The following is a 25021-nucleotide window of genomic DNA, read 5'->3' on the forward strand; positions in this document are numbered from 1 at the left end:
GGGCCCGGGTCATGTCTTTCCCGCCATCAGCAGGCCGATTTCGCGGCCGGCTTTCAGATAGCCCTGTCGGATTGCTTCACCGTTCCGGTCGGAGCCGAGGGCCCCGTCATCTGCGATTTCCATCAGGTAGCAGGTGAGCGCTACGCGGACGGTCATGGCCTGGGCGGTGGTCAGTGGCGTGCCATTGATGATGATGTGGGGTTCACCGATCATGCTCGGTCCTCCTTGACGTATTCGTTGCCGCAGCACTCGCTCTCGGCCGCTTTGCGGGTCGGGAACTTGCGGGCGGTTCGGATGCTGTTGGTGAAGCTGGACTCGCGGCCCGGCGGGGCCACGTAGCGGTTCTTGGTGGTGTTCCAGATGACGAACTGGGTCATGCCTTGAACTCCTTGATTGCGGCCTCACCTTCCGCCAGCGCCCGCCGGCCACCGGCCTCGGCGAGTTTCCAGGCCTCGGTGTCGAGGCAGCGCTGGTTCGGATCGTAGAAGGCCATGATGAAGCGCAGGGCGCCGGTCAGGCGCTCGATCAGCTGTTGCTCCTGGGTCATGTCGGCTCCACGCTCTTGCGGTGAAGCCAGCGGCCATCCGTCAGAAAGACGATCTGGCCGACGACACGGTCGACGACGCCAGTCTTCTGCTCCCCATAGTGGCTGAAGGTGACCTTCATTCCGGGCTTGAGATCAGTCATCGGAGATCACCGAGTAGCCCATCCAGCTATCCACGGCGTCGATGCCCCGCCTGAAGGCGGCGAGTTCGTCGACGGTGTTGAACTCGTAGACGTCCGGCTCGGTGCCTGGTTCGGGGGACTGGCCCCAGAGGATCTTGATGGAGGGTCTCTCTGAGAGATCGACGGTCGTCACGTCGCCCTCCCCGTCGAACACCTTGTAGACGGTGGCCGTGGTGTTGGGCTTCCGCACCAGCCGGTGGGCTTCGGCCGCGGCGGCTTGCGGTGTGTCCGCCGAGGTGTTGATTTCCCAGGTGACGAGGTATTCGGTCATTGGAATGCCTTTCTGCGCTCGGCCCAGAGGACCCGGACGGCGCGGCGCCGGCTGTCCCGGGCCTGTTCGATGTTGGCGTCCATCTCGTTGATGATGCGGATCGCTGCTTCGGCCTTGGTCAGGAAATCGCCTGGCTCGCGCTCCGGCGCCGGCCCCACACGACGGTGGAGCATGTCGCCGCATTCGACGACGAAACGCTTGTTGGGATCAGCCATTGGGTGTCTCCGTTTCGAAGCCCCAGTTGGGGTAGTTGTCGGGGAGCGATCGGCAATCTTCCAGGCTGAGCCGGAAGTACCTGCCGTTGTCGAGAGTGTAGGATCCACCCAGGCCCGGGCCGTTGGTGGCACCGCTGACGACCTTCGACTTGTCGTTGGCCATCATGAATTTCTTCGCTTTGGGGGTCGGGGTCACGCCGTGATCCTTTCACGTTGCTGGTCGATGGCTTCGCTGGTCTGCTCAGGATGGATGTCGTAGAGCGCCAGGCGCAGCATCAGGATGTTGAGCGCCGGGTCGTCGAGTTCGATCGCACGTTCAGCCACCCGGGCAAGAATGCCCATCAGGATGTTGACGGGTTGGGTGAGGATGCCACCACTGGGGTTGCACTCGACCATCTCGTGTAGCAACTGAGGCAGCTGCACACGCCATTGGGCGATCATGCTGCTGCCGCCGCCAGAAGCTCCCGGGCGGCGCGGACCATTGTCATGAGGGTGCTGTATTCCCCGCACAGGCGTTCGTCGTCGAGATCGGCGATGAACTCATCCTCGTCCTCGTAGCCAGCGGCTTCAAACTCCTCCTCGGGAAGAGACATTGCCGCCATCAGTTCGAGGTATTCCTTGATCTCAGGGCTCATGGTCATGCCTTAATCCTCGGTTTGATCCACTGGTCGAAGGTCCGCTGTGCGTACTCGCCCTTGGCTGGTTTGTTCCTGTGGCGGATGCCGGTGAAGACGTATGCGAGACACCAGTCGCAGTCCTCTTCGAGAAGGAGGAAGTCGAACTGCTCGGTGACTGCATCGAGCGCCACCTTGGCGCCCGTGGTTCGGTAGGGGTGCATCAGCACCTGATGCCGGCCCCAGGTGTAGCTCTTCGCCGTGTCGAAGCTGACATAGGGCTCGATCGCCGCCCGCTCCTCCGGTGTCAGTGCCCGGGCGTCAATGACGAAGCCACCATGACCCGAGCAGGAGAAGTAGAAGGCGCCGCGGCGGGTCGTCGGCTCGGAGTTCGTGCCCCCACGGCCCCAGCGGGCTTCGGCAATCGAGCGGGCTTGGCTGTGGTTCAGCATCAGGACACTGCCTCCGTCACACCGGCGTTGGCCCCAAACTCGGTTCGGGCCAGGGCATAGATGTCGCTGAGACGAATATCGATCTGTCGGCCAGAAGAATGGATGGCGATGGCCAGCCCCGTGATGTAGCGGGCCTTCTCGGCGCCAGCCTCAAGGATGACGCAGACCTCGTTGGTAACCAGGTGGTCCGCGATACATTCGAGGATCGATGTCGGTTCCTCATCCCCTTCCGGGTAGGACGTGGGGATCGATCCATACTCATCCTCTGAGTAGAAGCCATGGAGGATTTCCTCCCCGACCTGCTTCTCGATAGGGTGAGCATCGAAAAGCTCAAGCATCTCGAGGAAGGCAGTCTCGTCCTTGACGCGGAAGTAGTTCGATCGGCAGGTGCCGTGCCAGTCAGCCATTGTGGGTCTCCAAAAAGAAAAAGCCCCAGGGGTTGCCAGGGCTTGGTTGAAAGGGTCAGCGGGAGGTGAGCCGCCTTCGGGCTCGTTCGTAGATGTTGATCTTTTCCGGGACACGCATGGCCGCGGAGTGCTCCTCCTTGAGGACTTTCAGGGCGTCCAGGGGTTCAACGCCGATCGCCCGAGCCACGGCGAGATACTCTTCGTGGTGGACCATGGCTCGAAGTTCGAGGCTTGAGAAATCCAGAGCAGCCAGGCCCGTAATTGCTGCGGAGCGCCGGGCGCCGCCCAGCTCCTGCATCTCGGGCTTGCTGTTGGTGAAGCGTCCGGTCTTCAAATCATCCTCCTGATGACGTCCTTGAGATCCTCAAGGCTGGTCGCTTTTTCGAGATCCTCAAGCAGACGGCGCCGCTTCAGGATCTTCTTTGCTTCGAGCAGGCCCATGTTCCCGGAGGCCATGAGCTGCCGCACCTCGTCAATGGTAATCATGAGGGATCACCGGTTCGACAACTTGGTAGGTCTTCAACATTGGAACACCACGACGTCGCCCTCGATCTGGTGCGGGACCTGGCCCGAGAGGAGCGCGTGGGCCGCGTCCGGTGGAATGCTCCAGGTGTCGGCGACGATTTTCTGGATACCAGCGTCGTGGTTCCTGATCGCCCAGGCGATGAAGCCCGGGGTGTAAACGACCTCGGAGGAGCCGAGGCGATATTGGGTCATGCCAGTGCCTCCTTGGTCAGGCCATATTCATCGGCCAGGTCTGTCAGGCACAGGCGCCATCGCGACGGTTCATCGCCGTCGTGGATCGCCTGCAGCTGGTTGAGCAGTTCGCGGTTCTCGGTGAAGAGACCAATTTGGTCGACGCTCTTGCCCTCCATCTCGGGATGGTAGTCCTTGTCCGAGATCAGGATGCCCACCGCGCATTTCAGGCCATTGGGTCCGCGGTACATGCACAGGTCCTGGTCGGGATCGTGGGAGATAGCATTCTGCGCCAGCAGGTGCCGGGTGACGGTGTCAAAGACGGTGTCAAAGACGGACTGCGGGGTCATAGATCTCTCCTCCGTTGAGCAGGTGGCGGATGCGGGCGGCGGCGCCGGCCGGGGTATTGTCGAGGCGCTCCCAGAAACCGGAGAAGCACCAAGCCCAGTCGACGTCCAGGTGGTCGAGACCGAAGACCCGGTGGGTGTAGGAGTCCCAGCCTTTGTCGACGGTGAAGTCGATGGGCAAGCCGGCCGCAGGGCCGGAACCGGCGGCGCATGCCACCGTTCCACATTCATGGGTATAGATGTTGAGCGAATCCCCATGTTCGTCCTGGCAATAGACGCCCATGTCGAACTTCTTGGGTTCAAGAGTGTCCAAGTAGTTCGCAAGTATAGTCAAGTTCTCGACGTTCATGCTGCAAGCCCATAAGAGTCGCGGATCTCGCGGATGAAGTCATTGACGTTGAGTCCGAAGGCCCGAAGGATGTCGGCCGCAACGTCGGGATAGTCCTCGCAGAGGCTTTCGATGCTCAGTTCGAGGAGCGGTGGTTCTTCCAGCTTGGGCTCCCGCTCGACGATCAGCAGGTCCCAGTTCACAGCCAGCAGGGCATCTCGGAGCGAGTGCAGGAACGGAACGTCCTGGCTCTCCCGGCTGGAGTGCTGCCCGTGGTAGCCAACCGAGATGTTGGTGCATTCGGCGACAAGCTCGACGTACTCGTTGGTGTCGGTGTAGACGCCCTCATCGCTCAGCGTGAAGCCGAGGCCCAGCTGTCCCGCGAACGAGGCAGCGAAGGCATCGGAGGCACAGCGGGCGCCCATCTGATGGGTGATGACGTCGGTATAGCCGGCGCGGTCGAATGCGATGGCGATGTCGATCCAGTCGAAGAACTCCGGATTGTGCATCGCCAGCTTGCGGGAGCCAATGCAGCCCCGCTCCTCGCCGTGGTGGATCACGTAGACGCCGGGGATCTGGGCCTTGATCATCTCCAGCATCAGCCAGACGCCGGCGGTGTCATCGGCGCCGAGGCAGCTGGCATCGGAGGTCAGGAACTGCCCGTCGAAGAACAGGTTCTGGAAGCCCTCTTCGCGATGCACGGTGTCGACGTGGCTGGAGAACAAGATCCGTGGGTTGTCGCCGACGATCAGGACCAGGTTCTGGTGGTCATCACGCTGGAAGCCCCAGGGCATGATGAACCGGTCGACGAACTCCTGCTCGGTCGGCGAGCCCATGGGGCGCTTGTAGGTGAACATGTCGAACATTATGCGGCCTCGGAAAGTTGAAGTTGGAGTTGATCAGGGTGAACCGGATCGATCCGGACCACATTCTTGTCGATGAGCCACTGCGGGAGGTCCTCGGCCGAGATCGAGTTGGTGTCGATCGAGGTTCCGTCCGAGAGCTTGATCTCGTCGTCCATTTCGAGGGACCACGTCTCGTCTATGACGCAGTAGAAGCCATGCTCCTTGGCGTAGCTCTCGACGCAGGTATATCCGTTGGGTAGCTCAACCTCGGTATAGTCGGCGTGGGGGTAGTACATCTCGGTGAACTCGCAGCGGAACCACTTGCGGTCATTGCGAGCCCCATGGTTGGACACGGAATATTCTTCGGGCGTGGGGGCCAGTTCCGTGTTGTGGTAGTATTCGTCCTCGATTTCGCACCGGAAATAGTTACAATCCAGGCAGCCGTCACAGACCCGGTTCCCGTTCACGATGGTGTTCGAGTCGTCTTCATCCATGCTCTCATCGCAGTCATCGCAGACAAGTGTCGGACCGCTGATGCCCTCGGTCTGGCGCATGTCGACGGAGCCATAGTTGGAGAGGACCAGATAATCCCCCTCGTCCTTGGCATGGCTGTGGGTGTCGCTGTAGGGCACGACGAAGTAGCGTGTCCCATGCCTGATGCGCCGGATGCGGGCGCCGGTGAAGTCCGAGTTGGACCCCTCGGAGTAACCGGCGGCGTCGAGGGCGCCGAAGAGCCGGTCGGTGTCGCCGTAGGCCTTGCCGAGGTAGATCTTCTTGTCCGGCCAGACGAGGGTCCGACCTTCACTCTCATCTGCGTCCCCGATGTAGGCGATCCCCAGATCGGGCCCGGCATAGACCCGGGCGGGGTGGACACTGCCGTCGTAGTCGTCATACGGGAAGTGCATGCAGGAACCGTGGTGAGCGGACTTGTAGACGCTCTCGATCTCGGCGGCATCCTGGGTGATCGTGACGGGCCGAACAGCGTGGGCGTTGGACCATTCCAGGGCGTGTTCCTTGATCTGCTCCTGGTCCAGGATGTGACCGAAGAACTTCTGCAGGAAGCGGCCGGGCTTGATTGGTGTCCGGATATGGCGGGCCCGCTTCTCGACGTTCTGGAAATAGGCAACCAGGCCTTCCTGGGTCTCGGAGGGTCGGGGCAGAAGCTCGGCCCAGATCCGGAAGTTGTCGCGGAACCACGGGTAATGCAGCCATGGGTTCTCGTCGGTGTTGACGGCCGAATAAACTTCGCCCCAGTAGTAGACGTTCTGGTCTTGGTCCTCGGGCACCCGAACGATGTGGATGCCCCGCATGGTGCTGTGGAGGTTTACGTTCTGGGACATGGCGGTCTCGATGCGACCCTCCGGGTTGAGCATGATGGCCCACCCGTCTGCTCCAAACTTGGGATTTTCCGGAGTGCTAGACACGAGTTCGCAATCCGTGGTTGTAGCCACAGTTACAGTGATCATGACGATTGTCCTGGTTTTAGAGGATGGCGCGTTCCCAGACCGCGATGACTTCGGCGTGGGTGTGGGTGTCGTTGAAGGTGGCGATGCTGGTGGTGAGCTGGGCTTCGAGAAGCAGGAGGGCCTCGTCCTCGAGGCTGGTGGGTGGGGCGAGGACGAGGACGGCGCCGATCGAGCAGAAGCACGTCGCGGAGGGACTATTGATACTGACCTTTTGTCCCGCGGCGTCTCGGGCGAACTGACCTTGCGTCCAGTGATCCGGGTCGCGGATCAGTTCGAGGGCCTTGGTCAGGAGTGCTTTGGCTTCGGACATCAGATCCTCACATTGTGGATGGTGTCGCTCTGGTCGAGGCCTATTGCGTCGGTCGACATGCGGTATTCGTTCCGGTCATACCGGCCCATGATCCAGGTGGCGAAGAGCCCGGGTTTGTAGGAGGGAGGGACGCCCTGGATCTCACCGCAGATCCCCCGGCTGTGGTCCTTGAAAAGGGTGCGGCCCTCATGCACTTCAGCGGTGATAACCTGGCCGAGTGTGGTGTAATGCCGGCCGGTGTTGAAGGTGATCTTCATGGTGGTGGTGTTTCCTCGAAGGAGTTGAAGCGGTCACAGATGAGCTGGGCCAACATGCCGTCAGCCTTCTCGTTCATGGTTGTCATGATTGTTGCGACGATGCTTGTCTCGCCGCGCTCGCACCACTGGTCGTGGCAGATGCGCCACTGGCCGAGCTTGGTGTTGAGGATGGGTCGGAGTTTCAAATCATGTCCTCCAGATAGGCTTCGGCCAGAACGCGGCTGTCGAAGGCTTCGATCCGTTCGCCACCCTGCCCCTCGGTCCAGATGCACCACTGGGTGGCCTCGGCGTCGGTGCAATCATCCCAGCCGTTGCCCTCACCGTAGGGCTCATGTTCGGGAATGATGGTGTATCCATAGCTGTCCATGGGAGGTTCAACGGCTTCGAGCCACTCGGAGTCGTTGAGGGTGTTGATGCGCTTCAACAGCGCCGCCTTGAGCATCTCGGGGGTGAAGTCTTCACCTTTGGCGTCATGGGACACCACGGTGAAGCCGATTGACACGAGGTGGTTGAATTTCTTGTTCATCAGAGGATCCTCTTGAGTTGGATTTGGTCATAGTGGACCGCGTTGGCCACCGAGCCATAACCCCTGTCGCCGTCGCAGGTGGCGGTGATCACTTCGAGGAGCACCTTGGCTTCATCATCAGGCAGGGATTTGAGGATCTGGACCAGTTCCTTGAAGTCCGGCAGCTTGTCGTTCAGGTCGGTGATCCAGTGTTCGACGAACTCGATCGCGGTGTTCATGGGGGTATCTCCAGCGGGTTAGTGATCTCCCTCCGCATGTGGCAGAGGGGATCGTAACCCGTTGTGATCACTTGAGCATTTGGTGGTCCTCCTTCCAGGGGCGGAATGCCCGAGGTCTATGCGAACCCGTGCCGACCCTTGAGGATCGAGCGGCCCGGTTCATGGTCGGCGTCGAACACCTTGAGCGGTGGTTTGACGATCGGTGGGAGCGGATGAAGGCGGCGGTCGATTGCCTTCCAGCCGTGGAGCGATTTGAACGCGATGAAGTAGCTCATGCGGGGATCATCGCTTCGGAGAGCTTGGAGGGAAGGTTAATTTTGCAGGGCACGGTTCCATACCTCCATCACTTCAGCGTGGGTGTGAGTGTCGTTGAATTGCTGCAGCCGAGGGTGGATCAGCTCGGCTGCAGCCCGGCGCTCCTGGAGGTTCATCCCGACCCGATACATGGCGCCGATGGAGCAGAAGGACTTCGCGGATTTGTCTTCGGGTTGGACGGGGTTGCCGGCCGCGTTGCGGGCCCTGGTTTGCCTGGTCCAATTGTCCGGGTCGCGGATCAGGTCGAGGGCCTTGTGGATCATGTGGTGAGGCTCTCGACCACGATGGCGAACTCCTGGCTGGTGCCGTCGTTGCGGCCCCAGGGGTAGTCGATGTAGCCGGTGATCGTGATCGGGATCCGCAACGCTTCCGGGCAGGGTCCGGTCGGGGGTCTGGTTGCGAAGTGCTTCTCGAGTTGGGTCCGGCCGGCCTCTACGTCGAGGATCGCGAAGTTGGAGGAGAGTTTCATGGTCATGGTGCGGTGCATCCTTTGCAGCGGAGGTCGCGCTGGTTGCCCTTCCATCCATTGGAAGACCAGCCGACAGGGATTTCGGGCATTCGGGATGCGATGATCCGATGGATTTCATCCATGGTGTGGACCCAGTGGCCGATTGACATGTTGCCGGCTTCAACCTGGATGCCGCACCGGATGCACTCGATCACGGGTTTGGCGTGGGTGACGAAAATCTGCATGGGTCGGTCTCCATGGGACAGGGGCTGCGCGAGTCGAGGCTCGGGCGTGGTTCGGTTCGAGGGGTTGTTTGGCGTAGGGGTAGCTTGCGGGCCTGGAGGCCGTCAGCGGGCCGCTATGGCGGTTTATAGCCAGCAGGTGGTGGGAGCAGAAGCTCAAAAATTAGGGGGTGGTCGACCCCTTGGAAGTTTTTAGTATAGTACATACTGTCTTTTTTCTTCTAAGGGGAAAGAGAAGAAAAAAATACTACTTATAGAGAGAAAATGAGGTCTGTGCATGGAACTTTTTTATATCGTACATACTGTCGCTGCTCCCACGACACCTACTGGCCATCAATCCCGAACATGAACACGAACCACGACTGGCCCAGAGTCACAGTTCCGGTTCCAATCACCCCCAGGGTTCCAATCACCCCGAACCACGACTGGCCCAGAGTCACAGTTCCGGTTCCGGTTCCCCCCGCCGGTTCCCCCGCCGATCAGCCACGATCCGCGGATTGCTGATCGGATAGAACCCTTTGCCGTTCGGATAGACCCGGCCGGTTCCATCGGCGTTCAGATATCGCCGCTTGAAATCGCGCAGGGTCCTTTCGGCCGTCTGGTGATCACACGGTTTGGCGCAGTAGTGCTTGACCACGCCGGCATACACGTAGGCGATATTGAACATCGTCTCATCTCCACCAGAAGAACCACCCGATACCGATCAGGTGGGCTCTCAGTTCTGAATTGACCACGCGCTCCTTGCGGGCCCACGGGTCTTCGACGAGCCACCGATCGTGGCTCAGGCGTTCCACTTGGTACACCGCTTCCACCTCGCCTTCTGTCTTGGCTGGTGGGTGGAAACGGTATGGTAGGTGATCCCCTCGCCGCTCAGCCACGCATGGGCATCGCGAAACGAGTGGGCCATCACTGATCCCAACTCTCGGCCCTCCCGATCGAGGTAGAAATACTCGATCATCATACCGGCGGACTCCCGGCGGCAAGGACCGCCATGGCAAAGCCCAGGCAGAGGCACACAGCGGCCATCAGGGCGCGTTCAAGCATAATCATGGATCGGCGCCTTTCGGTAATAGAGATCGGCTGCAGAGCCACCCAGCTGGGTCGCCACGAGCCTTACCTGCGAGACGATCCACGGCAGCGATCCGCGAACCCGAGCGAAAGTCACACCCGTGACCCGATCGATGACGAACCACAGCGGCGCATCGGGCTTTTCATCCGCGACCCAGATCGACGAACCGATCGACACGACCGGCAACTCGGGCTCGGGTTCGTGGATCGGATGGCGCTCGCGAAAATCCGCCGACTTGGCGACCTCGCGTGACCACTGGCCCCCGCCCAGGCCGTCGTATTCCTGGGGCTCGACGCGCTCATAGTGGATACGGGTGCCGCAGAACTGGGCGCGCTGGGCGTATTTCGGATTTGTCGTTTCGAGGATCATGGATCTAGACCTTTGAATTTGAATTTCGATTTGCCCCCGCGGGGGCGGTTTTTGAACACACCCCGCTGGCGCTTTTTGACTTTGGTCTCGCGTCCAATGCACGCGGCGGGCGGGCGGGCGGGCGCGGGCGCGGGCGCGGTCAGGCGCGGGCGCGGTCAGGCGTGTGGTCTTGAGAAAGTGGGGGTGCCGCCCCTTGCGGGGCGGCTTTCCATCATGCGGCGATTTTCTTCGCGGCCTTGGCAGTGGCGGCGGCGTCGATGTTTGCGACCATTGCGGCGAGATCGGCCGCCATTGTCCGCAAATCCTCAACCGAGAGGCGAACTGCAATCGCCGCTGCAACCGACATCAGATCGTCGCGGCTAGCTTCATGCAAAGCCGCGATTGCAGCTTGTGCGGCCGTCCGTTCCGGCTGATTTGCGGCCGCGACCTGTGCCACGGCTTCGGGCTCGCCGTCCGCTGCGGCTTCGGGCTCGCCGTCCGCTGCGGCCTCTGCCGCATTTGCCGCGATTTGTGAGCGGTGGGTCGCGGCCTGCTCAGCCGTCGCAAACATGCAGAACTTCGCATATTCATTCTTGCCAGCAACCGAAAGGATCGACATGTGACGGTCGAGCAAGTCAATCAAGGCCTTGTAAGCATCATCAATGCCCATGGCCCGGATTTCGTTGTATTCCTCAGGCGTTGCCATTGCGGCATAGGCCGAAACAGCCAGCGCAAAGATATTGCCAAACGTCTTGGAAGGCTTGCCGTCCTGCCCAAAAACCATGCGGGCAAGGCCTTTGCGATCCACGGCCTTGATCGTTGCCATGACAGTCAGGACGAAATAGCGGCGCCATGCGGCATTTTTGCCGTCGCCTTGCGCGTCGACGTCCATGTCCATGATCCGGGCGGCAACATGCAAAACCTTGTAGCCAGTTGCAACCGTGGCGAGCGAAGTCGAATTGTTGAGTACGTCAGTCATAGTATCGGCCTTTTCCTTTTTTGCCCCCGCGGGGGCAGAATTTCTTGGGTGGCCGGACCTTACAGGTCCGCCGCAGGCTCGGGGCCCATCCCCTTGCCTCCCCGCCCCCTCCGTTCGGGACAATCCAAACTTAACGCTATGCCATATCGTTTTCCATGAAGGGATATAGGCTTTTATCCCTTGTAGATCAGGGTGTTAGGACAATGGGGTCAGAGAAACTCCTGGGAATTTTTTGACTTTTTGGGTGCTATCACCCGGCTGACAAACCCCTAACCGGACTCCCGATTAAGAGTCGAGGATCAAACCCGCTAGTGGGTACTACCCACCAACGAAAAAGGCGCCCGAAGGCGCCCTTTTTTTAGATCCCCAACCCGAGGTAGAAGACCTCGTTCTTGCCCCGTATCTCGATGTAGAAGGGCCGATCACCACTCAATTCCTTCATCAGAGAAGCAAACTTCGAGACGTTGACCCTCGCCTGCCCGCCGGTGGCCAGCATATAGCGCCAGTATTCGGTGTGCAGCTCGGGAAGCGAGATGTGACGTTCGGCACCCCATTTCAGAACCGTGCCCGGCGACGTCAGGAACGCCCGAACCGAATTATTGTCCGCAGCCATCTGGTCGACCAGGGCCAGATGCGAAGCCGGCATGGTATAGGCCCCCAGGTCGACCAGGCGGCGATAACCCTGGATCGCCCAGGCGACGATCGCCTCCCGCTCATGCTCCAGGATCTGCTGATCCAGATCGGCAATCTGCTTGGTCGGCGCAATCCGGTTGTTGAACTCCAGGATCAGCCAGCGGCGATTGAAACCCTCGGAGCTGTCGCGGGTCTTCGGCAGATGGTTCGAGTTGAACCAGTGGGCGCACTCGGGCTCGAAGTGGAACGGGTTCTGGTTCTTGTACTGGACCGTCAGGTCCTCGCCCGAGATCACCTTCTTGAACACGTCGCCCGGAACAGGCCGGGTTTCCGAAAGCTCGCCGGCAAAGTTCAGGATCTTGCCGAACATCTCGGCCGGCAGGAACCGATCACCCCAATCTGTCGGTGGGATCGCCGTCGTCGAACTCGAGCGGCAGAAGCCCCCGCATGATCGCGGCCAACACCGACTTGCCGGCACCAGCCTGGCCGAACAGCAGAAAAGCCTTCTGATACTGCGGCGCCCGGCCCATCAGGGACACGCCCAGCATTTCCTGGAGCGCTGCGAGCTTGTCACCATAGTCGGCATCCTTGGACCAGGCATCGTTGAGGAACTGGTCGAACATCGGCATGTGCCCAGCGGCTTCCGGCATGTAGCGGTAGGGCAGCGTGTAGGTCATGCCGAACTCGGACGAGTGCGGAACCAGCTCCAGCTTCTCTGTCAGGAACCCGTTGGCGAAATTGACACCCTTCGAGTAGGAGCTGCGGAGCGGCGCCGCCGCCAGGGCCCTCATCACCTTGAGCACACCGTTGTGGTCGTTCTGCTTGCGGCCGGCGGGGTACGAACCGTAGTTCTCGGCGATGAGCTTGAGCAATTCCTGCTCCGAGCAACGGACCCAGGCCGCGCCGCGCCACTGCCAGAAGCTGCTGGCGTCATAGCGGATGTCCCCGTAGACGCGGAGGAAGTTGAGGCAGGCCTCGGCCAGCTCGGAGTGGGTTTCGCCGAGAATATCGCCGCGGCGGAGGATCAAAAGCTGCTTTTTCAGGTCCGTCAGGGCCAAAGCACCCTTAGCCTGGCCGATAATGAAGCGCAGGATCGTCGCCTCTTCGAGGGGACCCATGACCGGATTTGACCGCACAATCCGGTCCAGGGCGACGTTGATCGCCGAATTGCGACCCTCGGACCGCACTTCCGGGTGCCGTTCGAACTCCATGGCCAGATAATCGAGCACCTTCTGCACCGACCAGGACTGCATGTCCTCGGTGAACAGCAGGCCCAGCTCGTCGAGCTGCTCCGAGGTCATGCCTTCGTCCCAGCCGAGCGGCAGCGCCCGCTTGCTCTCCGACGTGACATCACGGATCAGGAACTCGACGATCTTGTTCTGGCCCTTCTGCACGGTGACCGGATCGCCGACGACCCTTTCGACGAAGTTCTCGATCCAGGCCGACATTTCGCCCAGTGCCTGGAGCAGCGAACGCTCGCCGCGAAGAACGGCGCGGGCCAGCAGACCAGCATGCCAAACCATGGTGCTGTCACGGGCGCCGGACGGCACGAAGTTGAGGGTCTTGTTGCCCCCACCGGTCGACACGGCGATGCCTGCTTCGCGGAGCGCCTGCTTCAGCGTCTTCTCGAAGTCCATCGGCAGCGGCGGCGCGTTCTTGGCGACCTCCCAGAGATTGCCGTCCGCCGTGTAAGGCAGGTGGGTGTCCGGGTGGATCGACGGCGGGAGAACGAACTGCGTGCCCTTCGACAGGATTTCGCAGATCATGGTCCCGTCTTCGTGCTTGATACGCGCCGTGCGCTCTCCGCTCCACTTATAGATCTGGACACGACCCTTGCGGCCCACACGGTGCCACGGGGACGGCGGCAGGACGCGATCGAGGACCTGGAGGACCGCAGGGTCCTCGGAGTCGACGTCGATGGCTACGAGGCCGGCAGACGGACCCATGGGCAGGCCGATATTGCCGCTCGGGAACGCCTGCAGCCATCCCTGCTGATCGCCGGCGGTCGGGAAGGCGTCCGAATACATCTGCCAGCGGGGGATCGCCGGGCGCTTGTTCTCGTAAATGAGCGGGATGGCAGGTAGGCCGGCGTCCCAATAGAGCTTGGCGTGGTCGGCGAAAATGTTACTGGTCATTGCTGAGAACTCCGTCAATGCGGCGCATGAAGATGGTGATCTGATCCTTGGTCAGGATCTCGTCCATGAAAGCGATGACCGTGGAGCGGAACTCGTTGATCTGCTTCAGATTGGCGGCTCGCTCCAGATGGGTCAGGAGCTTTTCGAGCAGCACGGTCTTGGTCTTGAAATACTGGAGCTTCTCGCTGGTCTCCCCGGCGCCCAGTGCCTGGCCGAAACGCTCCAGATCGTTGATCAGCACCTGGACCTGATGGGCTACGGCCACCACCGGATCACCCTCGAACAGATCCTTCGACCCACCGAGGGTTGAAGCGCCGCGGGCCTTGAAAAAGTCCTTGACAATCGTGCTGTAGGTGCATTCGGGGGCATCAAGATAAGCCGGATCTTCGGAGATGCTCCGCAACACTCGGTTGATCAGGAGGACCTGATCCTCGCTGACATTGGGGAAATACTTGGCGTTCATAGGGTGCTCCATTCGTTGAGACCTATGTAGAAAATGAGACCTACTTTGACAACGCACGATCGGCGATAGTAGGTACTACACACTCGCCGAGATTGTAAAACACTCGTCGCGTCCCCATATTCAGGCCAATGATTTCAAACGAGTATTTGGTCGATTTTCGCTCACAACTCCGACGGCAGTTTGCCGAAGACTCGATCAATATGTCGATGTCAGACTGGATCGTGACGAACACCAAGCTCCGCAAGAAGCCCTTCAGCTTCGCCGGCTATGAGTTCCAGCAGCAGATCGTCGACGACATGCACCCGTCGATGAACGTGATCAAGTGCTCCCAGATTGGTCTGACCGAAGTGCAGCTCCGCAAGTTCGCGGCGTTCCTCGCCCGGACCACCGCCGTCAAGGCGATCTTCTCGCTGCCGACCGACATCATGTACAAGCGCGTGTCCCAGACCCGCTTCGGCCCCCTGATCAGCTCCGAGCCCGTGTTCAACATGGCCTCCACCGAGAAGCCGGTGCGCTCGGTCGGGCTCTACCAGATCAACCAGTCGTTCGGCTTCTTCACCGGCGGCAAGGAGTCGGACGCGACATCGATCGACGCCGACGCGCTGTTCCAGGACGAAATCGACCTGGCCGACCAGGAGATGCTGGCGCTCTACCAGTCCCGTCTCCAGGGCTCGGACTACAAGATCACGCAGAGCTTCTCGACACCGACCTTTGAGGGCTACGGCATCCATGCGGGGTTCAACACCTCGGACCAGCACGAATATGTGCTGAAATGCGAGGCCTGCAACCATTACAACATCCCCGAGTTCACGCCGAAGTTCATCACGATCCCCGGCCTGTCGTCGGATCTCAACGACCTGTCCGAGATCGACAGCGACATGGCTGACCGGATCGACCTGGAAAATTCCTACGTCCGCTGCGAGAGCTGCGGCAAGCGGCTGAACACCGCCGATCCGTCGCTCCGCTCCTGGGTCCCGCGGTTCCCCGGCCGGCGCACGAGGGGTTACCGGGTCAGCCCGTTCTGCGTCCACAAGCTGGCCAAGCCCAGCTACATCACCGACCAGCTGGTCAAGTACAAGGCCAAGGACGCGCTCCGCCGCTGGTACAACACGGTGCTCGGCCAGGCCTACAACGACGCCAACGCCCGCCTGAGCGAGGTCGACATCCTCGCGGTCATGCGCGGCGAAGGCACGGTCGGCGTCGGCAACGGCGAACCGGTCGCTGTCGGCATCGACGTCGGCCTCACCTGCCACATCACACTGGCCAAGCTCGGCCAGGCGTACCCGGTCGTGTTCGACTGGCGCCAGGTATCGGCCGACAACCTGATCGACGAAGTGCGGACCATCCTGCAGACCTACAACGTCATCACCGGCTGCATCGACCGCAATCCTTACACGCCGCTGTCGAACGAGATCCGCGACATGTCCCAGAGGCGCATCCTGCCGGTCGAGTATGCCGGCGCGGCCGGCGCGGTATCGGTGCAACTGGTCAAGGACGAGCTTGAGGTACTGTCTCACGTTCGAGGCAACCGGACGATGATCCTGGATGCCGTGGCCGGCGCCGTCCGCAAGCGCAAGATCGACTTCTATGGTTATGGCCGCAACCAGCGCCTGATCCTCGACCAGCTGCAGGACATGGTCCGCCTGGAACACGAGGTCAACGAGCGTACCAAGGAAGAGATGCCCGCCCGGTGGCAGAAGCTGACTGGCAACGATCACTTCTTCCACTCCCTTGGCTACCTGCTGTTCTCGCTTCGCGTCGTCGCGGCGATCGACTGGAAGGAAGTGGATCACCGTACCGAAGTCCAAGCCACAAACGTAGTCATTCCGATGAGCAACGGTTCACTGATGGGGCTGCAGAAGCGCGGTCAGAGAACCATATCTCTAGGGCAAATCTAGGAATTAATTCATGGCCAGTCTGGGTAAGACGCTGCTCTCGATTATCACCCCCAAGAAGGCGGGAAAGAGTGGTGGCCAGGGTTATACTGGCACCTTCAGCCCGCAGCAGAGCCAGAATATCCTAACGGCTCCGACCTATCAGGAACACCTGACCGACATCTTCTCGTCCAGGCAGGCAGACGACAGCCGGACCCTCATGGTCGCCCTGTTCGAGAATGACCCGGACGTGTCCGCTGCCGTGTCGGCCTACCTGACCATGGCCAACACCACGATGATCACGCTCGTCCGGGATCTGGACGGCGAGATCGATGCTGAGGCTACCAAGTCGCTCCTCCAGCGCCTCAAGTTCATGACCGTCCCCACGGACTACACGCTCGGCTTCCAGATGAAGCAGAACATGGAGCAGTGGTGCGAGGAGATCCGCTACATGGTGCTGCTCCGCGGGGGCGCCGCCGTCGAGCTGATCATGGACAAGAAGATGGTGCCGAGTGACCTGCGCAACATCGACCTCAATTCGATCGAGTGGTTCGAGAAGACTCCGGGCGATTACAAGCCCCGCCAGAAGGTGTCGGGCGTCCAGGGTGGCATCAACCTCGACATCCCGACGTTCTTCGTCGCCTTCTATCGCCAGAACCCGACCAAGATCTATTCGAACTCGCCGTTCGTCTCGACCATCAACACGATCGCCGCCCGCCAACAGGTGATCAACGACCTCTACCGGATCATGCAATACACCGGCTATCCACGCCTGGAGGTGACGGTCGTCGAGGAAGTGCTGCGCAAGAACATGCCGGCGAACATCCGCATGGATGAAGCCAAGCAGACCGAGTGGATCAACCTCCGCATGTCGGAGATCCGCAATTCGATCCAGGACATCCGGGCCGACACGGCCTTCGTCCACATGGACTCGATCGAGCCTGGCATCATGAACGAGAAGTCGCCCGGCGCCGGCATCGATATCAGCAAGGTCATCGAAACCCTGAACGCCCAGAACCAGGCCGGTCTGAAGACCATGGCCACGGTCATCGGGCGTGGCGCGTCGGGAGTGAATACGGGTTCCGTGGAGGCACGTATCGCCGCCATGAACGCGGACGAGCTAAATGCGCCTGTGTCAGCCATCCTGAGCAACGTGTTCTCTTTCATGTTGCATCAGGATGGCTACCAGGGGTTCGCCGAGGTGTCATTTGCCCGCGGTGAAATGCGCCCTGAGCTTGAACTCGAGCCCCAGCTCACGATGCGTGCTGCTCGCCTCAAGGCTGACCTCTCACTCGGTCTCATCAGCGACCTGGAGTACCACCTCCAAATGTACCACCGCCTCCCACCGGCCGGCGCTCCGACGCTGAGCGGTACGGGTTTCGGCGAGACACCAAGTGCGGGAAGCCGCGCCGACGAGATCTCCCCGAATGATGACCCCCTCGGCCGCGCTCTGGCGCCGGAAGGCTCGAAGATGGCCAAGTCCAACCAGGTAAGCGCTTGACGATAGCGCCTACCCAGAAAGTGACCCAGAATGAAACAGCCCCGTCTATCTGACGCACTGGCGAACGAAGCCCTCGAAGCATTTGCCAAAGTGGGGACCAAGGCGGGAGCCGCCCGGGCCCTGGGACTGCCACCTCGGACCTTCGGACGCCGGTATGATGCTGCGATTGACCGCCTCCAGGAGGCCGGTTCTGAGCACGCCCCTGAAATCCTCGCTGCAGCAGCGGCTGGGGGTATCCGGGACCCGAACAACCTCTCGCATTTCTGGAAGATCACCAAGGATGAGCAGGGCAATGGTTATTCTCTGTTCGTCAAGAACCCGAAGACCGGCTCAGAGGTATCCGTGCTGGACCTGGTGCGGGAGACTGTCCGTGATACGCCGAGCAGCCTGATCCACCTCCCCCAGCGGGAGATCACCACGGGTGAACACCTGCTGATCATTGACCTCGCCGACGTCCATTTCCTCAAGCTCTGCGTCAACTCGGAGACGGGCTATGAGTACAACCGGGAGATCGCCCGGCATCGGGTAATCGAGGGGACCAAGGCCCTTCTGCGCATGGCCAAACCCTGGGGGATCGCTCGTGTCCTCTTCGTCATGGGCAACGACATCCTCCATGTTGACAACACCATCTCTACCACGACAAGCGGCACGTTCCAGGACTCGGAGGGCACGATCTTCCAGGGCTTCAAGGACGCCGGGGCCGCGCTGGAGATCGCCATCAATGAGGCATCCGCGGTCGCTGATGTCGACTTGATCCACTGCATGTCAAACCACGATCGGGTTATTGGCTGGACGCTGACCCAGGCTGTCGCCGGACGGCTGCGGACCAACAACCGGGTCCGGGCCACCGACTACAATCTGTCCGAGCGCCACCGCAAGTTCTACCGCTTCGAGCGCAACCTGTTTGGGCTCACCCACGCAGATGGCGCCAAGGAAGAAAAGCTCTATGGCCTGATGGTGACCGAGGCTCGAGAACACATCTCGGAGTGCCTGAACCTCTACTGGCTCCTGCACCACTTTCACCACAAGATCCGCAAGACCAGGGGGGAGTTCGCAATGCTGCGAGAGAAGGACCACAACGGGATGACCGCCTTCATCACTGGTATGCCGATGATCGAGGGTCAGCAGCTCAACATCGAGTATGTCCGATCACCGTCCGCGCCGGACGGTTGGCACGATCGCAACGGATACATCAACCGCCAGGCGGTCGAGTGCTTCATCCATCACCCCACCCTCGGTCAACGGGCCCGGTTCACCGAGTGGTTCTGAAGTGAGTCACAGTTAATCATTACGGTTCAATTCCTTAATTGAACTTCTTCATGTGAGACCACATCTTTCAGTGGAACCTACGGGAACCATTTTTCACATGAAGCAGATCGAAAAGACCCCCCGCATCCGCGATCTCCTGACCGCCTCGATTGGAGCCGGTCAGGATCTCGATGCCCTGCGTGTCTATGAGGCGATCGCCTTCAACACCCTACCCGTCCGCAAGCAGCATCCGCTCTATTTTGGCGCCCGCGCCGATCGTACATTTCTCCTCGAAATGGCCGCTGAGCTGAGGCGCGAGTCCCGCCCGGTCCAGATCCAGCACGACAGCGAGCCCCTGCCGATCGGCCGGGTCTTCCATGGTGAGTTGGTCGACATGGGCATCGAGTCCGAACTGCGTGTGCTCTTCTTCCTCGACCCTACGGCGAACGCCGAGGCGACAAAGATCGAAGCCGGGACCGTCGACCAGGTCTCGGTCTCGGTGCTCGCCAAGAAGATGCTCAATTCCGTTTCGGGTTTTGACTACTTCGGCGATGACGCCACGATCGACAACATCTGGTCCGGCCTCGACAACGACGGCAACCAGATCGGCAAGAACGGCGTCTACGCCCAGATGGTTGGCCTCGACAAGTTCTTCGAGATGTCCCTGGTCGGCCAGGGCGGCGCCCAGAACGCACGGATCGTCTCTCGCGATCGGTCGCACTTCGGAACCTCGCTGGATCGCCTTGCTGCGTCCGGCATGGACCCGAACTCCCTCGTACTGACCGCAACATCCAAGGAAACCGCCAAAATGGATCTCTCCACCCTCGTCGCTGATCTGACGTCCAAGGCCGTCGATCTGACCAACAGCCAGCGCGACCTCGCCGCATCGACCGTCGTGGTTGCTACCCTCACTGCCACCGTTGCCGAGCGTGATGCCTCGATCGTCGAGCTGACCGCCCAGCTTGCTGCCGCAAACAACCCGGCAGTCGCCCTCGCCGCCGGCGAGCGTGATGAGGCCCTCGCGGCCTTGAAGGCAACTGCCAAGACCGTTCTCACCAAGGCCGGCAAGCTCGACGTCCAGGTACCGGAAACGGTCACTGAGCTGGCCGCTGTGATTACCGAGCATACCGCCGTGCTGACGATCGCACCCGGTGGCACCTCGAAAGAAACGATCACCGACCTGAAGTCGGTCTCGGCCCCCAACGTCTCGGCCTTCCGGTCGGCACGATAAACCCGCCACGGAGATAAACATCAATGGCTATCACCCACAGCACTGTCAGCCTTCGTGGTTTTCACTTTGAAGCCGCGCACCTGACGTTCACCCTGACGGCCGGCATCACTGCCGCCGACCGCGGCAAGGCCGTTTCCTTCGGCGCCGCTGCCAACACCGTGAAGCTCGCCGCAGACGGAGAGACCATCATCGGTCGCCTCGAAACCGTCGAAGACCGCAAGGTCGAAGGCCAGCTCATCGGTACCGTTGCCCTTCAGTTCTCCAACACCCTGCCGATCAAGGCCGGTGAAGTTGTCGCCGCAGGTGACACCGTCGTCGGCGCCGGCGCCGGTGAAGTGAAGAAGGCCGCCGCCGCTGACCATAGCAAGAATTTCGTCGCCCAGGTCATCGGCAGCGAAGCCATCGTCGTCAAAGTTTAACGGAGAAAACCCCACATGACTGAGTCCCTTACCAAAGTGCAGCGCCGTGGGGTTGAAACCCTTGCAGTCCTGCTGTCGGCCAACCCGGCTGAGAGCAAGGCCGGCGCCTCGGCCTTGATCGCGGAGGCCAAGAACTTCGGCCTCAACCTGCGTGATCTCCTCACCCTCGCCATCGACGTCCGCAGCTCGGCAAACCCCGAGCGGTATATGGATGCCCAGGGCGTTCTCTCGGGCTACGAAGCCTCGCTGTCGTTCCTGAACCTCCCGGTTCGTGACGACTTTGCCCAGGGCGTTGTCCTGGATGCAGCTTCGGACACCTTCCAGACCTACGCTGGCACCCGGGCGCTCTTCCCGGAAGTGATCGACGACATGGTCCGCTTCAAGTACCGCCAGAACCAGCTCGAAAGCGCGGCTGCAATGATCTCGCAGTCCCGCACGATCGCCGGCAACGAGATGATCTCGACCGTCGTCGACGACAAGGCGGAAGACTACCAGACGGCACGCGCCGTCGCCGAGCTGGGCCGCATCCCGGTTCGCACGATCAAGACCAGCCAGACCTCGGTCGGGATCTTCAAGCACGGTGGTGGTCTGCGCTACTCCTACGAGTTCGGTCGCCGCGCCCGCCTCGACCTCATGACCCCGTATCATGTCCGCATGATGCGCGAGACTGAACTGTCGAAGGTTGCTGCAGCTACGGCAATCCTGGTGAACGGCGATGGCGTGAATGCCGCCGCTGGTGTCGTCACCCAGGCTTCGCTCGATGCCACGGCCACCGCCGGCAAGATCGGCCGTCGCGCCCTGGTCAAGTGGCTCATCAACCGCGCCAAGGCCGGTGTTCCGATCGACACCGTCGTCGGCAACTGGGATGCCTACGTCGACTGGCTCGACCTGTTCGCTGCTCCGACTGTCGCCGCTGGTGACAAGGACGCCGACATCGTTGCCCGCCAGGGCTTCCAGCTGGGTGGCATCCCGCTGCTCCAGGGCACGGTCAACTTCGTGGTTTCCAGCGCAGCTTCGGCGACCTCCCTCATCGGTCTCTCCAAGGGTGACACCATGGAAGAACTCGTCGAGGCAGGTTCGGAGATCGAGGAGTCTGAACGCTCCATCGAGAACCAGTCGGTCACGGTCGTGAAGACGACCAACGCCGGCTACAAGCTGAACTTTGGCGACACGCGCTCGGTCTTCACCTACGGCGCCTAAGCCCTGGTGTGACAAGAACCCTGGCCCATCGTTCCTCGCGAGCGATGGGTCTTTTTGTAGGAGATCTCGACATGAAGATGCTGCTCGAAACCACTGGCGAGTTCATGCTGATGGACCTGTCTGTTGGCCAGACGCTCGTTTCCCACCGCCCGTCCGTCGCTACTCGCACCCCGTTCATCGACGCACGTATTGCCCTCAACCAGATCGTCAAGCTCGCCGACCTCAACGACGAGGCCACCGACGAGGACTTCGAGGAATACTGGCTGTCGTCCGAGGATCGCGTCTTGGCGATTGCCTCGTTCGCCGAGACCTATGGTCCGGTGACGGCCACCAAGGTCACCGAAGTCGAAGTGACCAAGAAGCGGGGCAAGTAACATGGACATCATCGGGAGCACACCAGCTGCGATTACCATCGCGTTCGCAACCGGCGACCTGCCGGTGGCGCCCGATGTCGGGTCCGTGACCTACACCCTCAGGGATCAGGCTGGCGCAATCGTCGCCGGCCTGATCGACGTCCCCCAAACCACCACGGACACGACTTACGAGGTCCAGATCCACATTCCCTCGGCCGCACATAACATTGGCGCCGGGCGCCGCTTTGAGCGCCGGACCCTCACCACCAAGTTCACGGTCGGCGGCGCGGAGGCGCTGGTGACCCAGGCCTACCGGGTCGTCCCCGAGCTGGCCTATTCGGTCACGTCCGAGACCGTCCGCGCCTTCATCGGCATTGAAGTCCACGAGATGCCCGACGATGCGATCGACCTTCTCAGCGCCTACCTGGCAGTCGAGAAGGTGATGGGCACAGCGGCGCTCGGCACGGCCCTTGTATCTGGCACCACGGATGAACTCTCCGCCAACACGCTCATCTGCATGCGGGCGGTCCTGGATGTCCTCCCCTCAGCCAAGCAGCGGATGGCGCAGTCTGAGAAGAATGGCGTCAAGGAGTTCAGCCGCGTCGATCTCAAGGAACTCGACAAGCTCAAGATCGAGGCTGAGAAGCGCTACCAGGAAGCACTCGACGAGTTGGTGGTCATCAGCACCACCACGGTCTCGCTCTTCCTCACCACGGCCAACATCGACGCGATCACGGGGTAGTCTTCATGGTGAGTCTCAAGACCGCGGGCCTGCGCTTCAACAGCAAGATGCGGAGGGAGGACGGCCTGCCCTTCTTCGGAACGATCGAGCCCGACCTTGAGGGCAAGCTGATCGGTTACGACTTCAGCTTCCCCCGCCGGCTGCTGCGGGTGTTGAACGACAGCCCGATCAAAACGCTCGATGTCATCCAGGACGTGCTCGGCCGGCGCTACCTGGTCGCAGATCATGACGGCTCGTTTGCCCGCAACGTCATTGAGTACCGGTCCCACATGCTCATACCCATGAACCGCCACGCCACCTGGCAGCGGGAGACCACGGCGATCGACACACTGACCAAGCTGCCGAAGAGCACGGGCCGGGCCAACCTGGGCCTGGTCTGGATCTTGCTGGAGCGGGTCAACCGGGAAGCGGCCGACACCACCATCAGGGTGAAGGAAGAGGCCTTCACGGCTTTCTCCGCCACCAAGTTCGAGCTGAACGACGTCGTGGACAACATGGTCGTGAAACGTGTCAGCGTCGTCCGCGGCGTCTATCTCCTGGAGCTTCAGTAATGGGCCTGACGATGACCTTCAAAGTGGGCAACCACAGTGGTGTCGCAAAAGGCAGCATGGAAGAAGGTGCCTTCGAGTTCGCCGAGGCCTTGGGAAAGGACCTGGCCGACAGGGCGCAGGAGAACACATCGGTCGATGTGGTGGCGCTCCAGAAGCGCCTCGACAGCCGCGTTTCGCGGTCCATCAACGAGGCCCTGAACTTCGCCAGCAAGACCATGGTCGGGACCAAGTCCAGCCAGAGCAGCGGCGATCGGGGATCTCCAACGCAGGTCTGGTTCAACTGGGATGAGCGGGATCTACCGGCAGTCAATCCGAACGCCTACCGGCGCGACGAGATGGAAGGTCGTCGGGGATCGATCAGCTGGCAGGCCCTCCACTACCGGACCATCCAGAAGAAGCGCTACGCCGTGAAGCCGCTGTCCCGCCGCTCGACCGCCGAGGCCTCGCGACACTTCATCCACACCGGCAAGCTGAAGACGGAGCTGGTGTCACTGGCCTCGAACATCGTCCAGAAGACGGGAACGGTGAAGATCGGGTACATCAAGACCCAGGCCAAGCGGTACAATATCTACCGGGGCCACGCCTCCCGTCTGAAGATGGGCAAGCTGCAGCTCACGTTCCTGCCCCGGATGGCCGTTCGATACCTGCCTGGTGTAAAGAACAACGATGTCAGTGATTTCGATCCGAGCATGCTCTTCGAGCGCAGTCTGGGGATCTCCAATTCCAGCCTAGACAAGCTGAGGGGCCGCGGTGAAACCCATCGCCCGCTGCTGCAGCCGGTATTCACCTACTGGGTGCTCAACCGAATACCCCGGCTCGTCGCTGGTACCATCAACCGCACCATCAAGGGGACGCTCTGATGAACATCTATGAGAACCTCTGGGGGTCGGGCGTCAACCTGGCCAATGAGATTATCGACAACCGCCGGCTGATCTACCCGGCGAGCACGATCACCTTCATCGATTGGGAGGCCCATGCCAACATCCATGAGCTTCCCGAGACTGACCTAATTGGCACGACCGCCATCACGATCACCGAGGAGGAGCCCGAGGTCTTCTCGTTCTCCTTCACGCTGGGCATCTCGACCTTCGGGGATGATGGCAATCTGTTCCGGCTGCGGAACTATGTGGGAGAAGCTTTCCGCCGGCTGCGGCCAGGGCTGCAGATCGCCTATTGCGACCGCATAACGGCCGAGCAGCTCGGCTGGCTCCACATCGTCGATGGCACCGTGGTGCTCCCAATGACAAGGGCGGATGCCCGCCCTCTTCAGTTTGTTCAATGTCAGGGGATTATCGATCCTACGACGGCGCGGGGTTGAGGGCCGAGACACCTCCGGAGGCCATCATAAGGGTCCGGAGGATGTCGAGGTTCTCCCCGTGTTCTGAAGCCAGGGCGGTCTCCAGAAGGAAGACCAATTCCTTGTTCATGGAGCGGCGGTTGAGTTCGGCGCGGCTTTCAAGCAGCGCATAGAGATCGTCATCAAGGCTCGTGGAGAAGCGACGCATTTCACACCATTATGGTTCATTGATCACCTAGCAAATATAGGGTCAACACCTCATCTAAACAAGAGACGAAACTCCTTCTTGAACAGT

The 25021-nt window shown here is 60.9% G+C and carries 45 protein-coding genes; 11 read left to right on the top strand and 34 right to left on the bottom strand.

Going from position 1 to position 25021, the window contains the following annotated elements:
* Positions 1–9 precede the first annotated feature (9 nt).
* From ACWPVA_RS08195 to ACWPVA_RS08355, 33 genes are all read right to left on the bottom strand, one after another.
* Entirely contained in the window at positions 10–213 is a 204-nt protein-coding gene (locus ACWPVA_RS08195; protein ID WP_454287215.1) for a hypothetical protein, read from the bottom strand.
* On the bottom strand, positions 210–377 hold the full coding sequence (locus ACWPVA_RS08200) for a hypothetical protein (protein WP_454287216.1): 168 nt from the start codon (positions 375–377) through the stop codon (positions 210–212). Before ACWPVA_RS08200 ends, ACWPVA_RS08195 begins: the two co-directional genes overlap by 4 nt.
* Positions 374–547 (bottom strand): hypothetical protein, encoded by a 174-nt coding sequence (locus ACWPVA_RS08205; protein WP_454287217.1) that lies wholly within the window; start codon positions 545–547, stop codon positions 374–376. The genes ACWPVA_RS08200 and ACWPVA_RS08205 overlap by 4 nt, the downstream gene beginning before the upstream one ends.
* Positions 544–687 carry a hypothetical protein gene (locus ACWPVA_RS08210; RefSeq protein WP_454287218.1) on the bottom strand — a complete coding sequence of 48 codons (144 nt, stop codon included), beginning with the start codon at positions 685–687 and terminating at the stop codon, positions 544–546. Before ACWPVA_RS08210 ends, ACWPVA_RS08205 begins: the two co-directional genes overlap by 4 nt.
* Positions 680–997: a hypothetical protein gene (locus ACWPVA_RS08215; protein ID WP_454287219.1), complete on the bottom strand. Its 318-nt coding sequence runs from the start codon at positions 995–997 to the stop codon at positions 680–682. The genes ACWPVA_RS08210 and ACWPVA_RS08215 overlap by 8 nt, the downstream gene beginning before the upstream one ends.
* Entirely contained in the window at positions 994–1212 is a 219-nt protein-coding gene (locus tag ACWPVA_RS08220) for a hypothetical protein (protein WP_454287220.1), read from the bottom strand. The genes ACWPVA_RS08215 and ACWPVA_RS08220 overlap by 4 nt, the downstream gene beginning before the upstream one ends.
* Entirely contained in the window at positions 1205–1408 is a 204-nt protein-coding gene (locus tag ACWPVA_RS08225) for a hypothetical protein (protein ID WP_454287221.1), read from the bottom strand. The genes ACWPVA_RS08220 and ACWPVA_RS08225 overlap by 8 nt, the downstream gene beginning before the upstream one ends.
* Entirely contained in the window at positions 1405–1653 is a 249-nt protein-coding gene (locus ACWPVA_RS08230) for a hypothetical protein (protein ID WP_454287222.1), read from the bottom strand. The genes ACWPVA_RS08225 and ACWPVA_RS08230 overlap by 4 nt, the downstream gene beginning before the upstream one ends.
* Entirely contained in the window at positions 1650–1853 is a 204-nt protein-coding gene (locus tag ACWPVA_RS08235) for a hypothetical protein (protein ID WP_454287223.1), read from the bottom strand. Before ACWPVA_RS08235 ends, ACWPVA_RS08230 begins: the two co-directional genes overlap by 4 nt.
* A complete protein-coding gene (locus ACWPVA_RS08240; RefSeq protein ID WP_454287224.1) occupies positions 1850–2278 on the bottom strand; it encodes a hypothetical protein in 429 nt (142 codons plus the stop codon). Before ACWPVA_RS08240 ends, ACWPVA_RS08235 begins: the two co-directional genes overlap by 4 nt.
* Positions 2278–2685 (bottom strand): hypothetical protein, encoded by a 408-nt coding sequence (locus ACWPVA_RS08245; RefSeq protein WP_454287225.1) that lies wholly within the window; start codon positions 2683–2685, stop codon positions 2278–2280. The genes ACWPVA_RS08240 and ACWPVA_RS08245 overlap by 1 nt, the downstream gene beginning before the upstream one ends.
* Positions 2686–2740: 55 nt before the next feature.
* On the bottom strand, positions 2741–3019 hold the full coding sequence (locus ACWPVA_RS08250) for a hypothetical protein (RefSeq protein WP_454287226.1): 279 nt from the start codon (positions 3017–3019) through the stop codon (positions 2741–2743).
* Positions 3016–3171: a hypothetical protein gene (locus ACWPVA_RS08255; RefSeq protein ID WP_454287227.1), complete on the bottom strand. Its 156-nt coding sequence runs from the start codon at positions 3169–3171 to the stop codon at positions 3016–3018. The genes ACWPVA_RS08250 and ACWPVA_RS08255 overlap by 4 nt, the downstream gene beginning before the upstream one ends.
* 33 nt (positions 3172–3204) lie before the next feature.
* The gene (locus ACWPVA_RS08260) at positions 3205–3402 is read right to left on the bottom strand and encodes a hypothetical protein (RefSeq protein WP_454287228.1); all 198 of its coding nucleotides are present in this window, start codon (positions 3400–3402) and stop codon (positions 3205–3207) included.
* A complete protein-coding gene (locus ACWPVA_RS08265) occupies positions 3399–3731 on the bottom strand; it encodes a hypothetical protein (protein WP_454287229.1) in 333 nt (110 codons plus the stop codon). The genes ACWPVA_RS08260 and ACWPVA_RS08265 overlap by 4 nt, the downstream gene beginning before the upstream one ends.
* A complete protein-coding gene (locus tag ACWPVA_RS08270; RefSeq protein ID WP_454287230.1) occupies positions 3709–4077 on the bottom strand; it encodes a hypothetical protein in 369 nt (122 codons plus the stop codon). The genes ACWPVA_RS08265 and ACWPVA_RS08270 overlap by 23 nt, the downstream gene beginning before the upstream one ends.
* Positions 4074–4922, bottom strand: coding sequence for a M28 family peptidase (locus ACWPVA_RS08275; RefSeq protein WP_454287231.1), 849 nt, complete (start codon positions 4920–4922; stop codon positions 4074–4076). Before ACWPVA_RS08275 ends, ACWPVA_RS08270 begins: the two co-directional genes overlap by 4 nt.
* Positions 4922–6241 (bottom strand): hypothetical protein, encoded by a 1320-nt coding sequence (locus ACWPVA_RS08280; protein WP_454287232.1) that lies wholly within the window; start codon positions 6239–6241, stop codon positions 4922–4924. Before ACWPVA_RS08280 ends, ACWPVA_RS08275 begins: the two co-directional genes overlap by 1 nt.
* 142 nt (positions 6242–6383) lie before the next feature.
* Positions 6384–6677 carry a DUF6197 family protein gene (locus tag ACWPVA_RS08285; RefSeq protein WP_454287233.1) on the bottom strand — a complete coding sequence of 98 codons (294 nt, stop codon included), beginning with the start codon at positions 6675–6677 and terminating at the stop codon, positions 6384–6386.
* Positions 6677–6934, bottom strand: a complete 258-nt coding sequence (locus tag ACWPVA_RS08290; RefSeq protein WP_454287234.1) for a hypothetical protein — start codon at positions 6932–6934, stop codon at positions 6677–6679. Before ACWPVA_RS08290 ends, ACWPVA_RS08285 begins: the two co-directional genes overlap by 1 nt.
* On the bottom strand, positions 6931–7119 hold the full coding sequence (locus ACWPVA_RS08295; protein ID WP_454287235.1) for a hypothetical protein: 189 nt from the start codon (positions 7117–7119) through the stop codon (positions 6931–6933). Before ACWPVA_RS08295 ends, ACWPVA_RS08290 begins: the two co-directional genes overlap by 4 nt.
* Positions 7116–7460 (bottom strand): hypothetical protein, encoded by a 345-nt coding sequence (locus tag ACWPVA_RS08300; RefSeq protein ID WP_454287236.1) that lies wholly within the window; start codon positions 7458–7460, stop codon positions 7116–7118. The genes ACWPVA_RS08295 and ACWPVA_RS08300 overlap by 4 nt, the downstream gene beginning before the upstream one ends.
* Positions 7460–7678, bottom strand: a complete 219-nt coding sequence (locus ACWPVA_RS08305; protein ID WP_454287237.1) for a hypothetical protein — start codon at positions 7676–7678, stop codon at positions 7460–7462. Before ACWPVA_RS08305 ends, ACWPVA_RS08300 begins: the two co-directional genes overlap by 1 nt.
* Before the next feature lie 116 nt (positions 7679–7794).
* Positions 7795–7953, bottom strand: a complete 159-nt coding sequence (locus tag ACWPVA_RS08310) for a hypothetical protein (protein ID WP_454287238.1) — start codon at positions 7951–7953, stop codon at positions 7795–7797.
* 36 nt (positions 7954–7989) lie between these two features.
* A complete protein-coding gene (locus ACWPVA_RS08315; RefSeq protein ID WP_454287239.1) occupies positions 7990–8256 on the bottom strand; it encodes a DUF6197 family protein in 267 nt (88 codons plus the stop codon).
* Positions 8253–8468, bottom strand: coding sequence for a hypothetical protein (locus ACWPVA_RS08320; protein WP_454287240.1), 216 nt, complete (start codon positions 8466–8468; stop codon positions 8253–8255). The genes ACWPVA_RS08315 and ACWPVA_RS08320 overlap by 4 nt, the downstream gene beginning before the upstream one ends.
* Positions 8465–8686 (bottom strand): hypothetical protein, encoded by a 222-nt coding sequence (locus tag ACWPVA_RS08325; protein ID WP_454287241.1) that lies wholly within the window; start codon positions 8684–8686, stop codon positions 8465–8467. Before ACWPVA_RS08325 ends, ACWPVA_RS08320 begins: the two co-directional genes overlap by 4 nt.
* A 433-nt stretch (positions 8687–9119) precedes the next feature.
* A complete protein-coding gene (locus ACWPVA_RS08330; protein WP_454287242.1) occupies positions 9120–9350 on the bottom strand; it encodes a hypothetical protein in 231 nt (76 codons plus the stop codon).
* A gap of 369 nt (positions 9351–9719) precedes the next feature.
* Complete coding sequence (locus ACWPVA_RS08335; RefSeq protein WP_454287243.1) at positions 9720–10121, bottom strand: hypothetical protein; 402 nt, start codon at positions 10119–10121, stop codon at positions 9720–9722.
* A 211-nt stretch (positions 10122–10332) separates the two neighbouring features.
* Entirely contained in the window at positions 10333–11079 is a 747-nt protein-coding gene (locus tag ACWPVA_RS08340) for a hypothetical protein (protein WP_454287244.1), read from the bottom strand.
* Between the two features lie 358 nt (positions 11080–11437).
* A complete protein-coding gene (locus ACWPVA_RS08345; protein WP_454287245.1) occupies positions 11438–12082 on the bottom strand; it encodes a DUF5906 domain-containing protein in 645 nt (214 codons plus the stop codon).
* Positions 12083–12101: 19 nt separating this feature from the next.
* Entirely contained in the window at positions 12102–13847 is a 1746-nt protein-coding gene (locus ACWPVA_RS08350) for a bifunctional DNA primase/polymerase (RefSeq protein WP_454287246.1), read from the bottom strand.
* Positions 13837–14310 carry a hypothetical protein gene (locus ACWPVA_RS08355; RefSeq protein ID WP_454287247.1) on the bottom strand — a complete coding sequence of 158 codons (474 nt, stop codon included), beginning with the start codon at positions 14308–14310 and terminating at the stop codon, positions 13837–13839. Before ACWPVA_RS08355 ends, ACWPVA_RS08350 begins: the two co-directional genes overlap by 11 nt.
* Positions 14311–14510: 200 nt before the next feature.
* On the opposite strand from ACWPVA_RS08355, the gene ACWPVA_RS08360 reads away from it, so the two are divergent.
* The 11 genes from ACWPVA_RS08360 to ACWPVA_RS08410 all read left to right on the top strand — a co-directional run bounded on the left by ACWPVA_RS08360 (position 14511) and on the right by ACWPVA_RS08410 (position 24747).
* Positions 14511–16208, top strand: a complete 1698-nt coding sequence (locus tag ACWPVA_RS08360) for a phage terminase large subunit family protein (RefSeq protein ID WP_454287248.1) — start codon at positions 14511–14513, stop codon at positions 16206–16208.
* A 10-nt stretch (positions 16209–16218) separates the two neighbouring features.
* Entirely contained in the window at positions 16219–17685 is a 1467-nt protein-coding gene (locus ACWPVA_RS08365; protein WP_454287249.1) for a hypothetical protein, read from the top strand.
* A gap of 30 nt (positions 17686–17715) precedes the next feature.
* Positions 17716–18954, top strand: coding sequence for a hypothetical protein (locus ACWPVA_RS08370; protein WP_454287250.1), 1239 nt, complete (start codon positions 17716–17718; stop codon positions 18952–18954).
* A 97-nt stretch (positions 18955–19051) separates the two neighbouring features.
* Positions 19052–20164, top strand: coding sequence for a hypothetical protein (locus tag ACWPVA_RS08375; protein WP_454287251.1), 1113 nt, complete (start codon positions 19052–19054; stop codon positions 20162–20164).
* Positions 20165–20187: 23 nt separating this feature from the next.
* Positions 20188–20583 (top strand): hypothetical protein, encoded by a 396-nt coding sequence (locus ACWPVA_RS08380; protein ID WP_454287252.1) that lies wholly within the window; start codon positions 20188–20190, stop codon positions 20581–20583.
* 15 nt (positions 20584–20598) lie between these two features.
* Complete coding sequence (locus ACWPVA_RS08385) at positions 20599–21783, top strand: hypothetical protein (protein WP_454287253.1); 1185 nt, start codon at positions 20599–20601, stop codon at positions 21781–21783.
* A 71-nt stretch (positions 21784–21854) separates the two neighbouring features.
* Positions 21855–22157, top strand: coding sequence for a hypothetical protein (locus ACWPVA_RS08390; RefSeq protein ID WP_454287254.1), 303 nt, complete (start codon positions 21855–21857; stop codon positions 22155–22157).
* A 1-nt stretch (position 22158) separates the two neighbouring features.
* Positions 22159–22878, top strand: a complete 720-nt coding sequence (locus ACWPVA_RS08395) for a hypothetical protein (protein WP_454287255.1) — start codon at positions 22159–22161, stop codon at positions 22876–22878.
* Between the two features lie 5 nt (positions 22879–22883).
* Positions 22884–23429 (top strand): hypothetical protein, encoded by a 546-nt coding sequence (locus tag ACWPVA_RS08400; RefSeq protein ID WP_454287256.1) that lies wholly within the window; start codon positions 22884–22886, stop codon positions 23427–23429.
* A gap of 11 nt (positions 23430–23440) precedes the next feature.
* Positions 23441–24289, top strand: coding sequence for a hypothetical protein (locus tag ACWPVA_RS08405; protein WP_454287257.1), 849 nt, complete (start codon positions 23441–23443; stop codon positions 24287–24289).
* Positions 24289–24747, top strand: a complete 459-nt coding sequence (locus ACWPVA_RS08410) for a hypothetical protein (protein ID WP_454287258.1) — start codon at positions 24289–24291, stop codon at positions 24745–24747. The genes ACWPVA_RS08405 and ACWPVA_RS08410 overlap by 1 nt, the downstream gene beginning before the upstream one ends.
* Here ACWPVA_RS08410 and ACWPVA_RS08415 read toward each other — a convergent pair.
* On the bottom strand, positions 24728–24934 hold the full coding sequence (locus ACWPVA_RS08415) for a hypothetical protein (protein WP_454287259.1): 207 nt from the start codon (positions 24932–24934) through the stop codon (positions 24728–24730). The genes ACWPVA_RS08410 and ACWPVA_RS08415 overlap by 20 nt on opposite strands.
* Positions 24935–25021: the final 87 nt, after the last annotated feature.

The sequence above is a fragment of the Rhizobium arsenicireducens genome (assembly GCF_964021225.1).